Origin of the sequence: Cellulomonas endometrii (genome assembly GCF_949769265.1) — a bacterium.
GTDB classification, from domain to species: Bacteria; Actinomycetota; Actinomycetes; order Actinomycetales; family Cellulomonadaceae; genus Cellulomonas; species Cellulomonas endometrii.
This window is the reverse complement of record NZ_CATKPC010000010.1, coordinates 12,033-27,825: the sequence shown is the minus strand read 5'-3', so window position 1 is coordinate 27,825 and position 15,793 is coordinate 12,033. Positions and strand designations below refer to the sequence as shown.

Genomic DNA, 15,793 nt, shown 5'->3' with positions numbered 1-15,793 from the left:
GACGGGCCCGCCGGAACCGCGCCCGCGCGCCCCGGCGATCGCGCGACGAAGGGTGAGCCCCGTGGACGAGCTCCTGTTCGGTGCGGCGTACTACGACGAGTACATGCCGACCGACCGCATCGAGACGGACGTGCAGATGATGAAGGCGGCGCACATCACCGTCGTGCGCATCGCCGAGTCGACCTGGAGCACCCTGGAGCCGCAGCCCGGGGTCTTCGACTTCACGCACGTCGACCGGGCCCTCGACGCGTTCGAGGCGGCCGGCATCCACGTGATCGTCGGCACCCCCACCTACGCCGTCCCCGCCTGGCTCGTGGCGTCGTACCCCGACGTGCTGGCCACCACCCACGCCGGCGAGGGCCGCTACGGCGCGCGCCAGATCATGGACATCCTCCACCCCGCGTACCGGTTCCACGCGGAGCGCGTCATCCGCCGGCTGATGGAGCGCACCGCGCACCGCCCGGGCGTCATCGGGTTCCAGGTCGACAACGAGACCAAGTACTACGACGCCGCCTCCCGCGACGTGCAGCGCGCCTTCGTGAAGCACCTGCGCGCCGTGTTCGACGACGACCTGGCCGCGATGAACCGCGCGTTCGGCCTCGACTACTGGTCGAACCGGGTCGACGCCTGGGAGGACTTCCCCGATGTCCGGGGCACGGTCAACGGCTCGCTGGGCGCCGAGTTCGACAAGTTCCGGCGGGGCCTGGTCGAGGAGTTCCTCGCCTGGCAGGCCGGCATCGTGCGCGAGTACGCCCGCGCGGACCAGTTCGTCACGCAGAACTTCGACTTCGACTGGTCGCCGGGCTGGTCCTACGGCCTGCAGCCGTCGGTCGACCACTTCCGCGCGGCGCGGGCCGTGGACGTCGCGGGCGTCGACATCTACCACCCCACCCAGTCCCGCCTGACGGGCAAGGAGATCGCGTTCGGCGGCGACATGACCCGCTCGATCAAGGGCGGCGCGAACTACCTGGTGCTCGAGACGCAGGCGCAGGGACAGCTCGCGGGGCTGCCCTACCCCGGCCAGCTGCGGCTCCAGGCGTACAGCCACCTGGCCAGCGGCGCGGACGGCGTCATGTACTGGCACTGGCACTCGATCCACCACTCCTTCGAGACGTACTGGAAGGGCCTGCTCAGCCACGACCTGCAGAGCAACCCCACGTACGAGGAGGCCGGCGTCTTCGGCGCCGAGGCCGCGCGCGCCGGGCAGTCGCTGCTCCACCTGCGCAAGCAGAACCGCGTGGCGGTGATGGTCAGCAACGAGGCCCTGACGGCCCTGCGGTGGTTCACGGTCGAGACGGGCTTCGTCGACGGGGTGTTCGGCTCGTCGATCGGCTACAACGACGTGCTGCGCTGGGTCTACGACGCGCTCTTCGACCTGAACGTCGAGGTGGACTTCGTGTCGGCCGAGGACACCGACCTGGGGCGGTACGACCTGCTCGTCGTCCCGGCGCTGTACGCGGCTCCGCAGGCGACGCTCGACCGGCTGGACGAGTTCGTCCGCGCCGGCGGTCACCTGGTCACCACCTTCCGCACCGCGGTCGCCGACGAGTACGTGAAGGTCTGGCACGACACCGCCCCGCACGGCCTGACCGAGGTCACCGGGCTGACATACAACCAGTTCACGATCCCCGACGGCGTGGGCCTCACGCTGCTCGGCGACCTCGCGGACGCCCCCGGAGCCGCCGCGGGCGCGGAGGCCGGCGCCCTGACGTTCATGGAGCTCCTGACGCCGCAGGGCGCCGAGGTGCTCGCGTCCTACGCCCACCCCGCCTGGGGCGGGTACGCCGCGGTCACGCGGCACCGCGCGGGCGCCGGCTCGGCGGTGCACCTCGGCACGATGACGTCCCCCGCCCTGCTGCGCGCGGTGCTGGGGCTGGCGGTGCGGGACGCAGGGGTCGCCGACTGGGCCCAGGACCTCGCCGGCACGGTCACCGTGCGTCGGGGCACCAACGGCCGCGGCCGGGCGCTCACCTACCTGCTGAACTACTCCGCCGAGCCGGTCACCCTCGCGGCGCCGGTCGGCGGCCGCTCCGTCCTGGACGACCGGGACGTCGCCGCCGGCGCCGCGCTGACCATCGGCCCGTGGGACCTGGTCGTGCTGGAGGGCTGAGCCCGGAGGTTAGGGTCGGGGCGTGGTGACGACGCAGGACGGCGGGCCGGCGGTGCGTCGGCGGGTGCGGCTGACCCCCGACGAGCGGGTCGCCCAGATCCTCGAGGCGGCCACCCGCCTGGTCGCCGAGCACGGGTACTACGGGTTCTCGCTGCAGGACGTGGCGCGGGAGGTCGGCCTGACCCAGGCCGGCCTCCTGCACCACGTCGGCAGCAAGGAGGGCCTGCTCGAGCTGCTGGTCTCGCAGCGGTACGACCGCCGGGGCACCCCCGACGACTACGTCGCGAGCGGCGACGCGTCCGCGACGCACCCCGACGGCCCGTCGCTGCCCGGCTACTTCCGGTACCTGGTGGCGTTCAACGCGGAGCGGCCGCAGCTCATGAAGCTGTACGTGGTGCTCGGCACCGAGGCCGCCTCCCCCACGCACCCCGCGCACGACTACTTCGCGGACCGGCCGGAGCAGGTCTGGCAGCTCTACCGGCAGACGGCGTGGCGGCTCCCGGCGGAGGTCGGGCCGTTCGACGGCCTGCGCGACCTGGTCGAGATGTCCATCGAGGCGATGGACGGCGTGCAGGTGCGGTCGTTCCGCCGGCCGGCCGTGGACCTGCGCCAGGAGTGGGCCCGCTTCGAGCGCGTGCTGTTCCCGTCCCCGGTGTGGGACGGGTACCGCTGACCGGCGGGGCGGAGCCCGCTCGGACGGCGGCCCCGCGTGCCGGCCGCAGGGGCCCGTCGTAGCGTGGACCGCGCGGCGTCCAGCCCGCGGCGCCGCCCGTCAGCCCGACCGGAGGGGGCACCGTGGCGCACGCCGAGATCGACGACGAGCTGTGGCAGGAGTTCCACGACGTCGTCAACATGACGTCCCGCGAGCTGCGGGACTGGCTCATGACCCGCGACGCCGGCGAGGACACCGAGCCGCTGCCGGACCAGGCCGGGCCGGACCGGTCGCAGGCGGTGCTGGAGATCCTCGCCAAGCGCCGCACCGACCTGACGCCGGACGACGCCCGGACGATGCAGTCGGTCGTGGACACGGTCCGGGCGCTGCGCGGCGAGGAGCCGGAGCCCACGGCCGGTGACGCGCGCTGGCGGCACCGCCTGATGTCCGTGGGGCACGACCCGCTCAAGCCCTGAGCCAGGGCCGCCCCCGCTCGGCCAGCGGCAGGAGCCGGGCGGCGGCGACAGCACCGTCGCCACGACTCGTCTCGCGCTGACGACGACGGGGCCGCGCCGGACGGCGCGACCCCGTGGTCGAGAGCGGTCCGGGTCGGGTCAGTGCATCGCGACGCGCTCGCCGGGCACCGTCGCGGGCCGGCGGACCAGCAGGGACGCGGCGACGGCGACGAGCGACACGACGCCGCCCCACATGAACGCGCCCTGCACGCCGTCGGCCGTCGCGGCGACCGGGTCGGCGCCCTCGCCGAGGCGGGCGGCGATCGTGGTGGACAGCACCGTGATGAAGAGGGCGGTGCCGGCGGCGCCCGCGAGCTGCTGCACGGTGTTGATGATCGCGCTGCCGTGCCCGTACAGCTCCTTGCGCAGCGACCCGAGCGCCGAGGTGAACAGCGGCGTGATCATGAACGCCAGGCCCACGCTGAGCAGCGTGTGCACGGCGACCACCAGGCCCGCCGGCGTGCCCGGGCCGAACGTCGACAGCAGCCACAGCGCGGCGCTGAGCGCGACGGCGCCCGGCGTCACCAGCGGCCGCGGCCCGAAGCGGTCGAACAGCCGCCCGACCAGCGGGGACAGCGCGCCCATGACCACGCCGCCGGGCAGCAGGAGCAGCCCCGTCTGCAGGGTCCCGCGCCCCAGCACGTCCTGCAGGAAGATCGGCAGCACGATCAGCGCGCCGAACATCGCCATGAAGCTGATGACCAGCACCACGGTGGACACCGTGTACGACCGGTCCGCGAACACCCGCAGGTCCAGCAGAGCACCGGTGGTCCGCTGCAGCCGGAGCTGCCGCTGCGTGAACGCGGCGAGCGCGAGCAGCCCGACGACGATCGGGATCCACGGCGCGACCGGGGTGTGGCCGCCCGCCGACTCGCCGATGCTGGACAGCCCGTAGATCAGCGCGCCGAAGCCGACGGCGGACATCGCGAGCGACAGCACGTCGAGCCGGGCGTCGCGCGGCGTCGTGACGTCCCGGACCTTCCAGACGCCGAGGCCCAGGGCCACGAGGGCGAACGGGAGCATCACCAGGAAGATCCACCGCCAGCTGAGCTGCGACAGCACCAGGCCGGAGATCGTCGGACCGACCGCGGGCGCCACCGAGATGACGATCGAGATGGTGCCCATCGTGCGACCGCGGATGGCCGGCGGCACGAGCGTGAGCACGGTCGTCATGAGCAGCGGGATCATCACCGCGGTGCCGCTCGCCTGCACGACGCGGCCGACGAGCAGCACGCCGAAGCCCGGGGCGAGGGCCGCGATGGTCGTGCCCGCGGTGAACAGCGACATCGCGGCGACGAAGATCTGCCGGGTCCGGAACCGGTCCATCACCCAGCCGGTCGCCGGGATGACCACGGCCATCGTCAGCATGAAGCCCGTGGTCAGCCACTGCCCGGTCGCGGCGGAGACGCCGAGCTCGGCCATCAGCACCGGCAGGGCGACGCCCATCGCGGTCTCGTTGAGGATGACCACGAAGCCGGCGACCAGCAGCAGGCCGATGACCGTGCGGTCGCGCGGGTCGAGCCGGTCCACGGCCGGGGCGCTCACGGCGCTCTCAGCCGTCGGGGAGCTCGACGCGGGGTCGCGGCGGGGGTCGTGCTCGCGCTCGCGCAGCGCGGTGTCGTCGTGCGCAGTCATGCAGGGGTCTCCCTCACGGGGTCGGTCGGCCGGCGTGCGCGCTCGGGCGGTGCCCGTGGGGGAGGCGCGCTCCGGGCCAACCACGGCGGCGACCTGGTTCATTCCCGGACGCGGCGCCGCTCGGTGCCGGACGCCCGGCGGCCGTCAGCGGGGGTGCGCGTCCGCCAGCCGCTGCAGCACCGCGCGGGCGACCTCCGGCAGGTCCGACTCCCCCTGGCGCGTCGCGGTCTGCAGGATGCGCAGCGCCTCGGCGGCGTCGCAGCCCGACGTCGCCATGACCGCCCCGACCGCGCGGTCGATCGCGGCCTGCGCCTCCAGGGCCGTCTCGAGCGCGGCGCGGCGCCGGTCGAGCTCCTCCGTGCGCAGGCACAGGTCCACCACAGCGCCGATCATCTGCGCGTACACGTCGCAGCGGACCACCGTGTCGCGGTCCCAGGGGTCCAGCCGCTCGCTGTACACGTTCAGCGCGGCGCGCGCGGGCCACGCGAGGTGCGCGGGGAACGCGGCGGCCGACCGGAAGCCCGTCGCGAGCGCGGTGCTCCGCCACGACGGCCAGCGCGTCTCCGCCCGGAGGTCCGGCACGAGCACGGCTTGCAGGGACTCCATCGCGTCGACGCACGGACCCACGTGCTCCGCCGCCTCGACCTCGTCGCAGTGCGCGGCCCGCGGGTCGCTGCTCGCGGCCTGCCGCACCTCGCCGGCGTCGACCACCATGATGCTGCACGCCAGGTCGAACCCGAGGTGGTGTCCCGCCCGCTCCACGAACAGGCCCAGGTGCTCCGCGAGGGACTCGAGCCCCTCGTCCGCCTGCGTCCCGTCGAGGCCCGTCACGTCCGTCCTCCTGCCCCTGCGCGGCCGTGGAGCCTCAGGTTCGCACCGGCTCCGAGGTGCCGCAAGACCTCGCGCGTACCCGCGCCCCCGCGAGCCCGGGCGGATAAGGTCGGGGCAGGACCGGGACGTGAGCAGCGAGGTGGAGACGATGGTGGATCGCCCCACGCTGCTCGCCACCCTCACCTCGACGGCCGCCGGGATCCGGGGCGGCGGCTCGCTGGTGGCGCGCCTGTGCGAGGCCGCCCGCGTGGTCACCGACGCCGACGGCGCGTCCCTGGCGCTCACCGCGGAGGCGCGCAACTTCGCCACCCGCTCGGTGCTCTGCGCCACGGACGACGTGGCCGCCCGCATCGAGCAGATCCACGACGTGGTGGGCCGCGGGCCGTCCGCCGACGTCGCGCGCGACGACGCCGCGCTCACGACGTCCCTGACCGACCGCGGGAGCCCGTGGCCCGAGTTCGCCGAGATGGTCACCCGCCAGACCCCCGCCGTCTCGCTCACCGCCGTCCCGCTGCACGCCGGCCCCGGCGTGCTCGGCGTGCTCACCCTCTACCGGTCCCGCCCCGGCGCGCTGACCGGCACCCTGGACGACCTCGCGTTCGTCGCGGACGTCATCGCGGTCGCGGTGCTCGACGGCACCGCTCCCGGCACCCCGCCGCCCGGCGCCTCCTGGGACGAGCGGTCCGCGATCCACCAGGCGGTCGGCATGGTGATGGCGCAGCTCGCCGTCCCCGCCGACGACGCGCTCGCGCTGCTGCGCGCGCACGCCTTCGCCCTCGACCTCACCCTGCCCGTGGTGGCCAACCAGGTCCTCGACCGCGAGCTGCACTTCCAGCCCGAGGAGGAGCCATGACGGCCCACCGCACGACCCGCCGCACCACCCCCCCCCCCGACGCGCACCCACCGGAGGGCACCATGAGCCGTCCCACCGCCATGGCGGCGCTCACCGCCACCCTGGCCACGCTCGCCGCGGAGCAGGACGCGGTCAGCGTGCTCAACAACCTCGTCCGCGCGTGCGCCGACACGCTGCAGGCGGACGTCGGCGTGCTCGTCGCCGAGGACTTCGCGGAGCCGACCGTCGACCGGTTCGACCTCCTCGCGGCGTCGTCGCACACCGCCGGCTCGCTCGAGCTCTACCAGGCGCAGATCGACGAGGGCGCCTGCAAGGACTCCATGCTGGAGGACGACGACCTGTCCGTCGTGGGTGACGCGGCGCTCGTCGCCCGGTGGCCCCGGTTCGGCCCCTCCGTGCTGCGGTCGGACCGCCACGCCGTGCACGCCCTGCCGATGCGCTGGCGGGGCCGGCCGTTCGGTGCCCTGAACATCTTCCTCGACTCCGCGCACCCCCTGACCGCGGACGAACGTACCGCCGCCCGCGCGTTCGCCGACCTCGCCGCCATCACCACGGTGCACGCCGGCGACCGGATCGACATGGAGGCGGTCGCGCGAGCGGTCCGCACGACCGCGGAGCAGCGCGCCCTCGTGGAGCAGGCCAAGGGCGTCGTGCGCTACCTGCGCGGCGTCGACGCGGGCGACGCGTTCGTGATCCTGGAGCGCCGGGCGTACGCGACGTCCGGCGCGATCACCGCGGTCGCGCAGGAGGTCCTCGACGCGGCGGAGCGCGGCGACCGGCCCGCCTGGCTGACGGGTGACTGACCGGGACTGACCGGGGTCGGCCGCGACCGACCGACCGACGTCAGGCGCAGGCGGCCGGGCCGCGCCGGCCCCGGGCGCCGGTCGCGCCCGCGGTCACCCACGCGCCGACCTGTGCCACGTCGGCGCCGGTGCGGGCCGCCACCGCCCGCAGCAGCTCCTCCGCCGCGCCCGCGCCGAGCCCCCGAGCCTCCATCAGCACCCCGACGGCGTGCAGCTCCCGGGCGTGCGCGCCGAACCGCGGCGCCCAGGTCCGCGCGTCGAGGTCGGCCAGGGCCAGGTGTCCCCGCACGTCCGCGGCGATGGCCTCGGCGAGCACGCCGGCGGTCGCCAGGTCCTCACCCTGCCAGTCCCGCAGGCCCACCGCGTAGAACGCGACGGCGATCTCGGCGCGGTCCCCGAGCGACACCGGCACCACCACGAACGACGCGAAGTGCTCCGCGCGCAGCCGGCCCCGCCACGACGGCCAGCGCGCCTCCGCCAGCAGGTCGGGCAGCACGACCGTGCGCATCCCCCGCATCGCGAGCGCGCTCGGGCCGTCGAGCCCGGCGGCGTCCTCGTCGTCGCACCGGGCGACGCGGGCGCTGCTGCTCGCGGCCCGGACCGTCGCGCCGAGGTGGCGGAACGTGATGCTCGCGTGCGCGCCCGCCCCCATCCCGGCGGCGGCGCCGTCGGCATGACGCTGGAGGTACGTCGTGGTCGTCATGCGTGCCGCTCCCTCTGGGCGGCACGAGGCCGCCACCCCCACCGTCGCACGCGGGGTCGCGGGTGGCAACGGCCGTCGGTCCCGCCCGCGGCCGGGCCGGGCGGCGCCGGCGGGACCGCCGTGCGGGTGCCCCCGGCGGGGTTCGAACCCGCACTGGGCCGGGTTTAAGCCGGCTGCCTCTGCCGGTTGGGCTACGGGGGCCGCGCTCATCCTGCCACCCGCGCGGGGGCGCGCCGGTGCCGGGACGCGACGACGCCCGCCCACCTCCGCGAGGTGGACGGGCGTCGTGGTGCGGCCGGGTGCCTGCGGCGTCAGGCCTTGGTCTTCGCCGACGCGCTGTCGGCGGCGGAGGTGTCGTCGGCGGTGCCGGCACCGCTGGGCTTGACCTCGGAGCTCGGCACCGGAGAGTGGTCCTCCGCCGTGGCCGGGGCCGCGGCGGGCGCCTCGACGCGCGGCTTCGGCGGCACGGACGCGGCGCGGAACTCCGCGCGCGGGTCGTGGATCGAACCGAGCGCGACGGTCTCCCGGCGCCACAGCAGGCTGGAGGTCCAGCCCGCCATGATCGCGACCTTGCGGTTCAGGGTCGGCATCGCCATGACGTGGTACGACCGGTGCAGGACCCACGCGAAGACGCCGCGGACCTTGATCTTGCCGAGGAACTGCGCGACGCCCTTGTACATGCCGAGCGACGCGACGGCGCCGATGTTCTTGTGCTTGTACGGCGTCGGCTCGGCGCTGCGGAGCACCCGCGCCAGGTTGTCCGCCAGGTGCGCGCCCTCGCGGATCGCGTGCTGGGCGTTCGGCGGGCAGAACGAGCCCGGGTTGTACAGGTCCGGCACCGCGGCGCAGTCACCGGCGGCGTAGGCGTCAGGCACGACGTTGCCCTCGGCGTCCGCCACCTGGAGCGTCGGCAGCGTGATGACGCGGCCCATCTTGTCCAGCGGCAGGTCGGAGTTCTGCAGCACCGGGTTGGCCTTGACGCCTGCGGTCCAGACGATCGTCTCGGAGTCGAACTCGGTCTTGTCGGACAGCACGACGTGGCCGTCGACGCACGAGTTGAGGAACGTCGACAGGAAGACCTCGATCTTCCGCTTGCGCAGCTGCTCGAGCGTGTACCCGCCGAGCTCCTCGGAGACCTCCGGGAGGATGCGGCGCGAGCCCTCGACCAGCACGAACCGCAGGTCGTCCGCGCTCAGCGACGGGTACTGCTTGACCGCGTCGCGGGCCATGTCCTCGACCTCGGCGATCGCCTCGACACCGGCGAAGCCGCCGCCGACGAACGTGAAGGTCAGCATCCGGCGGCGCAGCTCCGGGTCCCAGGTGGACGACGCGCGGTCGATCCGGCCCAGGACGTGGTTGCGGACGGCGATGGCCTCCTCGACGTTCTTGAAGCCGATGGCCTGCTCCGCGAGACCCGGGATGGGCAGCGTGCGGGCGACCGAGCCGAGACCGACGATCAGGTGGTCGTACGTGATCCAGTACGGCTCGCCCTCCTCGGGCGTGATCTGGACCCTGCGGTCCGCGTGCCGGATCTCGGAGACCTTGCCCTGCAGCGAGTCGACGCCCTTGAGCGCGCGGTGGTGCGGCGCGACGACGTAGCGGGCGTCGATCGAGCCGGCGGCCGCCTCGGGGAGGAACGGCGCGTAGGTCATGTAGGGGCGCGGGTCCACCACGACGATGGCGGCCTCGCGGTTGCCCAGGCGACGGCGCAGCCGGCGGGCGGCGTACAGCCCCACGGACCCGCCGCCGAGGATGACGATGCGCGGCACCTTGCGGGACTTGGTCCCGGACTGCGGCGCGGGGGTCGTGACGGTCGTCTCAGACATGGGTCCAACGGTACGTCCCATGACTTGTTGAAAGCGACCTGAGCGCACGTGATTCTGGGCACAAGGTCCCAGATCCGCGGTCAGGGAGCGGCGGTCGGCCCGGTCCCCGGCGTCTCGCCCCCTCCCGATCCGGGACCTTCGTCGGGGCTCGCACCCGTTCCGTCCGCCGCCGAGAGAACCAGCGCGGGCGCCTTCGCGAACGGGCGCGGCGGCGTCCGCGGCGCCTCGTCCAGCCGCGGGGCCGAGCCATCGCCCGCGAACGAGAACGACGACGTCGGCGCACCCTGCAGCGGGTACACGTTCCACCGCCTGCGGCCGTCCTCGTCCTGCGACGGCACGAACGTCCACGGCTCGTCGACGCCCGGCAACGACCAGGACCCGTAGCCCTCGTCGGCGGTCGCGCGCACCGGTCGACCGCGGTCGTCGTAGACCTGGACCTCCGACAGCGGGTTCCCGTCGGCGTCGTAGACGAACAGGTTGCTCACCTGCATGCCGTCGACCCACACCCCGTCGTCAGGCTGGATCGTCGCGCCGGGGATCTCCACGTACCGCACGTCGCTCGCGGCCGGGGCGTAGAAGCGGGACTCGTACGTGAAGACCGCCACCGGGACCAGCAGCACCAGGGCACCGGCCGTCGCTGCGCGCGACAGCCACGGGAGCTGCGCCGCACCCCACCGGCCGCGGCCCCACTGCACCGACACGGCGACGAGGAGGAGCAGCAGCGTCCAGTGCAGCGCGCGGCCGGGGACGCCGTCCCGTTCCGGACGCACGCGCATGAGGAGAACGCTCGACTCCGAGGCGACCCACATGAGCGCCTGGTAGGCGATCCACCCGCGCGCCGCCCACCAGAACGGGCGCAGGTCGCGGGCCGCACCGGCGACCGGGGCCGCCCACGGCTGCCGGCGCACGACCGCCGCGGTCCGTCGCCACCCGGCGGCGACGCTGCCGCCCGCGCGGCTCCACCGGTCCGGCCACGGCCGGGCGCCCGTCGTGCCCTCGTCCGGCAGCCCGGCCGCCGCGCGGAGCTCCTGCGCGTAGCCGTGCGGGTCGCCGAACCGCGACGTCAGGTCGACGGCCGACCCCTCGACGGCCCCGGCCGGCCCGTCCGACAGCGCGTCGGTGAGGTCCGCCTCCAGGCCGTCCGTCAGGTCGTCGACCTGGTCCGGGGGGAGGTCGGCGAGGTGCCGGCGGACGTCGGCGGCGTACCGGCCGACGGCCACGCGCACCGCCTCGTCCTGCGTCGGTGCGGTCCCGTTCACGCTGCCTCCCCCTCGAGCAGGCGCGCCATCGTCCCCGCGAACGCGCGCCAGTCCGTGCGCTGGGCGGCGAGCATGGCCCGGCCCTGCGCGTTGATCCCGTAGTACTTGCGGTGCGGGCCCTCGTCGCTGGGCACCACGTAGGACGTCAGCGCGCCCTGGGAGTACAGGCGGCGGAGCGTCCCGTAGACGGAGGCGTCCCCGACCTCGGTGAGGCCGGCGGCACGGAGGCGGCGGACCACGTCGTAGCCGTAGCCGTCCTCCTCGGCGACGACGGCGAGCACGGCGACGTCGAGCACCCCCTTGAGCAGCTGGGTCGTGTCCATCGGGCCTCCGCGTCGCCGACGGCCGCACCGCGGCCGCTCCTGGTCCGGTGGCGCGACGGGCCCCCTGCTTCCGTCGCGCCACCGGCTGCCTGGCGCGGGAGCCGACCCTCCTCGGCTCCCGCAGCACACACGGTAGTACAGAATGCGCGGTACCGGGCGAAACTCGATACCGCGTGTTCACGGAAGTGGCGCGGGCGCGCCGCGCCGCCGCGACGGGCAAGCGCAGGACGTCGCGGTCAGGGCCCGGCGGGTCGGTGCGCGGCCCGGCGCGTGGGTCAGGCCGTGGGTCAGGCGGTGTGAGCCGCGACGCGCTCGGCGACGCTCCAGGCGATGCCGTCGAGGATGTCGTGCTCCGAGGTCACCACGTCGGTCAGCGCGCCGCCCGCGGCCTCGACCTCGGCGCGGACGCGCTGCACGACGGCCCGCCACACCAGGGCGCCGGCGCCGATGACGTCGACCCGGCCGGGGTGCATGAACCCGAGCGCCGCGCGGGACGCCCGGTCCCGCGCGAGCAGGTCGTCGCACGCCGCCACGACCTCCTCGACGGTCAGCACCGAGCCGTCGATCGCCGCGGAGTCGTAAGCGGGCAGCCGCAGGGCGTGCGCGGTCACGGTGGTCACCGAGCCCGCGAGGCCGACCAGGGTGGCGGTGCGCCCGAACGGGACGTGCTGCGCCGCGACGTCGAGCGCTGCCCGGACGTCGGCCTCGGCTGCCGCGATCTCCGCGGCGGTCGGCGGGTCGGACTGCAGGTGCCGCTCGGTGATCCGCACGCACCCGACGTCCATCGAGTACGCGGCCTCCGGCGTCTGCTCGCCCAGGACGACCTCGGTCGAGCCGCCGCCCAGGTCGACCACGAGGAACGGCCCCGGGTGCCGGCCGCCCAGCACGCCCGTGGCGCCGCGGAAGGACAGCGCGGCCTCCTCGACCCCGCCGACGACCTCGGGCTCGACGCCCAGCGCCTCGCGGACCCCGGCCACGAACTCGTCGCGGTTCTCGGCGTCCCGCGACGCGCTGGTGGCGACGAACCGCACGGCCTCGACGCCGCGCTCCTCGCAGACCTGCGCGTAGCGGCGGGCGGCGTCCAGGGTCCGGGCCATCGCCTCGGGGGCGATCCGGCCGGTGCGGTCGACGCCCTGCCCGAGCCGGACGACCTCCATCCGGCGGTCGAGGTCCGTCAGGGTCCCGGCGGTCACGTCGACGTCGGCCACCAGGAGCCGGATCGAGTTGGTCCCGCAGTCGATGGCAGCCACACGCGTCACGCGGACCATCCTCCCATCCCGGCCACGCGCCGCGCGCCGAGCCGGGCCCGCGTCAGCAGGTGCAGCGGTCCGGGCGCCACACCTCGCGCAGCCGGAGCAGCACCTCGTCGCCGACCGGGTTCACGCCCGGCCCGGCGGCCAGCGCGTGCCCGACCACGACGTGCAGGCACTTCACACGGGTCGGCATCCCGCCGGCCGAGATGCCGGCGATCTCCGGCACGTCGCCGAGCTCGGCGCGGTCCGCGAGGTAGGCCTCGTGCGCCCGCTGGTAGGCCGTCGCGAGCTCCGGCTCGGCCTGCACGCGCGCGGTGAGCTCCTTCATCAGGCCGCCCGCCTCCAGCGTGCTCACCGCACCGACGGCCGGCGGGCACGTGAGGTAGTACGTCGTCGGGAACGGCGTCCCGTCGTCCAGCCGCGGCGCCGTGCGGACCACGAGCGGCCGGCCGCACACGCACCGCGCCGCGACCCCCACCACGCCCCGCGCCGGCCGCCCGAGCTGCTCGCGCAGGACCTCCCGGTCGGCGTCGGTCACCTCGGGGGCGTCGCGCCGCGCGCGCGGGACGTCGGCGGTGCCGGAGCCGTCGGTGCCGTCGGCCGGCACCGGCCCATTGTCCCCCGACGTCGCCGGGTCCTCGGACCCCGCCGCCACCCCGGTGCCGGCGACGCCCGCGACCTGCACGGAGTCCCACACCTGGGCGTACCAGGGTCGCGTCGGGTCCTCGGTGTCGACGGCGGCCGGCCCCGGGAGCGTCTCCTCGGCGACCGGGGCCTCCGGGACGACCTCCGGGTCGGCGACGCGGAGCGCCCGCTCCCCCGGCATCACGAACGCCAGCCGCTCGCGGGCCTGCGCCTCCACGTACGCGGGGTCGGACCAGCGGTCGAGCTCGGCCTGCAAATCCTCGTTGTCCTGCTCCGCCCGGGCGACCTCAGCGCGCAGCTGCTCGAGCTCGACCTGCTGGTCGAGGTACTGGCGCAGCGTCGGGAACACCAGGACGAAGGCGATGGACAGCACCAGCAGCATCACGAGCGCGCGGACGGTGAACAGCCGCGGGACGCGCTGCTGCACGGTCTCCGCGCGGCCGGTGCGGCGGTCGGGGCCGCGCCCGCCGGGACCGCCACCCGGACCGCCGCCGGGCCGGGAGCTGCTGGGGCGGGAGGCCGGGCGGGGCGCGGACGACGGCGTGGAGCGGGCGCGCGAGGCGGCCGGGCGCGGGGACGCGGGCCGGGGGACGGTCTGCTGCGGGCCGGGGTGCTGCGGGCCGCCGGGGTGCGCGTCGCCGGGGTGGCGGGGCGCTGCGCGGGGCCGGGGTGGCGGGGCGCTGCGCGGGGCCGGGGTCCGCGGTGCGGGCGCGCGCACCCCCGCGGGGCCCCGCACGCCGGGCGGCGCGGGTGTGCGCGGGCTCGCGGGTGCGCGTCGGCCGTCGTCCTCGGGCGCGGCGCCGGAGCGGGGCGCGGCGGGGCGGCGGGCAGCGGGCATGGCTCGATTGTGCCCCGCGGGAGGCGTCCCGCCCGGCAGGACGCCCGGCCGTGTCCGGCGCGGACACACGATCCGCACATGCCCGTTCCGGTCCCGAGCGCCGGTCAGGAGCGCCCGGTGAGGAGCGCCCGGTGAGGGGCCCGAGCCGGCGGGCCGCACCGCCCCGACCCCGGACGCGCCGGAGGCCGGCGACCCCGCGGGGTCACCGGCCTCCGGTCGAGCCTGGGCTCAGGCCTTCCAGCGCGGGAAGGCGCTCGCGCCGGCGTAACGGCCGGCGTCGTCCAGCTCCTCCTCGATGCGGAGCAGCTGGTTGTACTTGTTGATCCGCTCGCCACGGGCCGGCGCACCGGTCTTGATCTGGCCGGCGTTGGTCGCGACGGACAGGTCGGCGATCGTGACGTCCTCGGTCTCGCCGGAGCGGTGCGAGGTCATCGTGGTGAAGCCGTTGCGCTGCGCGAGCGTCACGGCGTCCAGCGTCTCGGTCAGCGTGCCGATCTGGTTCAGCTTGACCAGCAGGGAGTTCGCGGCCTTGAGCTCGATGCCCTTGGCCAGGCGCTCCGGGTTGGTGACGAACAGGTCGTCGCCGACGATCTGCACCTTGTCGCCGACCGTGGAGACGAGCTCGGACCAGGAGCCCCACTCGTCCTCGGACAGCGGGTCCTCGATGGAGACCAGCGGGTAGTCCGCGACGAGCTGCTGGTAGAACGCCAGCATCTCGGCCGGGGTCTTCGCGGCGCCCTCGAACTGGTAGGCGCCGTCCTTGAAGAACTCGGTCGCGGCGACGTCGAGCGCGAGACCGACGTCCTTGCCGGGCACGAAGCCGGCCTTCTCGATCGCGACGAGGATCAGGTCCAGCGCGGCGCGGTTCGACTCGAGGTTCGGCGCGAAGCCGCCCTCGTCGCCGAGGCCGGTCGACAGGCCCTTGCTCTTCAGCACGGACTTCAGGGAGTGGTAGACCTCGGCGCCGGTGCGCAGGGCCTCGCGGAAGGTCGGGGCGCCGATGGGGGCGACCATGAACTCCTGGATGTCCACGTTCGAGTCCGCGTGCGAGCCACCGTTGAGGATGTTCATCATCGGGACCGGCAGGACGTGGGCGTTCGGGCCGCCGACGTAGCGGAACAGCGGCAGGTCGGCCGAGTCGGCCGCGGCCTTCGCCACGGCGAGCGAGACGCCGAGGATGGCGTTCGCGCCGAGCTTGCCCTTGTTCGGGGTGCCGTCGAGCTCGATCAGGGCCTGGTCGACCAGGCGCTGCTCGGTGGCCTCGAAGCCGATGAGCTCGGGGGCGATCTCGTCGATGACGGCGTTGACCGCGTCCTCCACGCCCTTGCCCAGGTAGCGGCTCTTGTCGCCGTCACGGCGCTCGACGGCCTCGAAGGCGCCGGTCGAGGCACCCGAGGGCACGCCGGCCCGGGCGATCGTGCCGTCGTCGAGAGCGACCTCGACCTCGACAGTGGGGTTGCCGCGCGAATCAAGGATCTCGCGGGCGCCGACGGCCTCGATGCTGGCCATGCGTGCTCCTTCGACAGTACGGGTGGGGTATGCGACCT

Annotated in this window: 14 protein-coding genes, 1 tRNA gene and 1 pseudogene; 5 read left to right on the top strand and 11 right to left on the bottom strand. The window is 75.1% G+C overall.

Going from position 1 to position 15,793, the window contains the following annotated elements; all coding sequences use genetic code 11:
• Positions 1 to 61 precede the first annotated feature (61 nt).
• The 3 genes from QNH85_RS11925 (at position 62) to QNH85_RS11915 (ending at position 3,238) form a co-directional block, all read left to right on the top strand.
• Positions 62 to 2,110 (top strand): beta-galactosidase, encoded by a 2,049-nt coding sequence (locus QNH85_RS11925; RefSeq protein ID WP_282946749.1) that lies wholly within the window; start codon positions 62 to 64, stop codon positions 2,108 to 2,110.
• Between the two features lie 22 nt (positions 2,111 to 2,132).
• Positions 2,133 to 2,783 (top strand): TetR/AcrR family transcriptional regulator, encoded by a 651-nt coding sequence (locus QNH85_RS11920; protein WP_282946748.1) that lies wholly within the window; start codon positions 2,133 to 2,135, stop codon positions 2,781 to 2,783.
• Positions 2,784 to 2,905: 122 nt separating this feature from the next.
• A complete protein-coding gene (locus tag QNH85_RS11915) occupies positions 2,906 to 3,238 on the top strand; it encodes a DUF3140 domain-containing protein (RefSeq protein WP_282946746.1) in 333 nt (110 codons plus the stop codon).
• 138 nt (positions 3,239 to 3,376) lie between these two features.
• On the opposite strand, the gene QNH85_RS11910 is transcribed toward QNH85_RS11915, so the two are convergent.
• The gene (locus QNH85_RS11910; RefSeq protein ID WP_282946744.1) at positions 3,377 to 4,912 is read right to left on the bottom strand and encodes an MDR family MFS transporter; all 1,536 of its coding nucleotides are present in this window, start codon (positions 4,910 to 4,912) and stop codon (positions 3,377 to 3,379) included.
• 144 nt (positions 4,913 to 5,056) lie between these two features.
• Positions 5,057 to 5,743, bottom strand: coding sequence for a GAF and ANTAR domain-containing protein (locus QNH85_RS11905; protein WP_282946743.1), 687 nt, complete (start codon positions 5,741 to 5,743; stop codon positions 5,057 to 5,059).
• 127 nt (positions 5,744 to 5,870) lie between these two features.
• On the opposite strand from QNH85_RS11905, the gene QNH85_RS11900 reads away from it, so the two are divergent.
• The gene (locus QNH85_RS11900) at positions 5,871 to 6,596 is read left to right on the top strand and encodes a GAF and ANTAR domain-containing protein (RefSeq protein WP_282946742.1); all 726 of its coding nucleotides are present in this window, start codon (positions 5,871 to 5,873) and stop codon (positions 6,594 to 6,596) included.
• Positions 6,597 to 6,658: 62 nt separating this feature from the next.
• Complete coding sequence (locus QNH85_RS11895; protein ID WP_282946741.1) at positions 6,659 to 7,399, top strand: ANTAR domain-containing protein; 741 nt, start codon at positions 6,659 to 6,661, stop codon at positions 7,397 to 7,399.
• Between the two features lie 40 nt (positions 7,400 to 7,439).
• On the opposite strand, the gene QNH85_RS11890 is transcribed toward QNH85_RS11895, so the two are convergent.
• From QNH85_RS11890 to eno, 9 genes and pseudogenes are all read right to left on the bottom strand, one after another.
• Positions 7,440 to 8,102 carry a GAF domain-containing protein gene (locus QNH85_RS11890; protein ID WP_282946740.1) on the bottom strand — a complete coding sequence of 221 codons (663 nt, stop codon included), beginning with the start codon at positions 8,100 to 8,102 and terminating at the stop codon, positions 7,440 to 7,442.
• Positions 8,103 to 8,229: 127 nt separating this feature from the next.
• Positions 8,230 to 8,303, bottom strand: a tRNA-Leu gene (locus QNH85_RS11885).
• 110 nt (positions 8,304 to 8,413) lie between these two features.
• A complete protein-coding gene (locus QNH85_RS11880) occupies positions 8,414 to 9,928 on the bottom strand; it encodes an NAD(P)/FAD-dependent oxidoreductase (RefSeq protein ID WP_282946739.1) in 1,515 nt (504 codons plus the stop codon).
• Positions 9,929 to 10,008: 80 nt separating this feature from the next.
• The gene (locus tag QNH85_RS11875) at positions 10,009 to 11,187 is read right to left on the bottom strand and encodes an HAAS signaling domain-containing protein (protein WP_282946738.1); all 1,179 of its coding nucleotides are present in this window, start codon (positions 11,185 to 11,187) and stop codon (positions 10,009 to 10,011) included.
• Positions 11,184 to 11,510 (bottom strand): PadR family transcriptional regulator, encoded by a 327-nt coding sequence (locus QNH85_RS11870; protein ID WP_282946736.1) that lies wholly within the window; start codon positions 11,508 to 11,510, stop codon positions 11,184 to 11,186. The genes QNH85_RS11875 and QNH85_RS11870 overlap by 4 nt, the downstream gene beginning before the upstream one ends.
• Positions 11,511 to 11,797: 287 nt before the next feature.
• Positions 11,798 to 12,769 (bottom strand): Ppx/GppA phosphatase family protein, encoded by a 972-nt coding sequence (locus QNH85_RS11865; RefSeq protein ID WP_282946735.1) that lies wholly within the window; start codon positions 12,767 to 12,769, stop codon positions 11,798 to 11,800.
• Between the two features lie 52 nt (positions 12,770 to 12,821).
• Positions 12,822 to 13,301, bottom strand: a complete 480-nt coding sequence (locus QNH85_RS11860) for a DUF501 domain-containing protein (RefSeq protein ID WP_282946888.1) — start codon at positions 13,299 to 13,301, stop codon at positions 12,822 to 12,824.
• A gap of 270 nt (positions 13,302 to 13,571) precedes the next feature.
• Positions 13,572 to 13,790, bottom strand: a pseudogene (locus QNH85_RS11855) (FtsB family cell division protein); the annotation flags it as partial.
• A 684-nt stretch (positions 13,791 to 14,474) separates the two neighbouring features.
• A complete protein-coding gene (gene eno / locus QNH85_RS11850; protein WP_282946733.1) occupies positions 14,475 to 15,755 on the bottom strand; it encodes a phosphopyruvate hydratase in 1,281 nt (426 codons plus the stop codon).
• Positions 15,756 to 15,793: the final 38 nt, after the last annotated feature.

What these genes read in the sequence shown, in the direction of transcription:
- QNH85_RS11880 (WP_282946739.1), bottom strand. Translation starts at nt 9,928, where the DNA reads ATGTCTGAGACGACCGTCACGACCCCCGCGCCGCAGTCCGGGACCAAG.
- QNH85_RS11890 (WP_282946740.1), bottom strand. Translation starts at nt 8,102, where the DNA reads ATGACGACCACGACGTACCTCCAGCGTCATGCCGACGGCGCCGCCGCC.
- QNH85_RS11870 (WP_282946736.1), bottom strand. Translation starts at nt 11,510, where the DNA reads ATGGACACGACCCAGCTGCTCAAGGGGGTGCTCGACGTCGCCGTGCTC.
- eno (WP_282946733.1), bottom strand. Translation starts at nt 15,755, where the DNA reads ATGGCCAGCATCGAGGCCGTCGGCGCCCGCGAGATCCTTGATTCGCGC.
- QNH85_RS11895 (WP_282946741.1), top strand. Translation starts at nt 6,659, where the DNA reads ATGAGCCGTCCCACCGCCATGGCGGCGCTCACCGCCACCCTGGCCACG.
- QNH85_RS11910 (WP_282946744.1), bottom strand. Translation starts at nt 4,912, where the DNA reads ATGACTGCGCACGACGACACCGCGCTGCGCGAGCGCGAGCACGACCCC.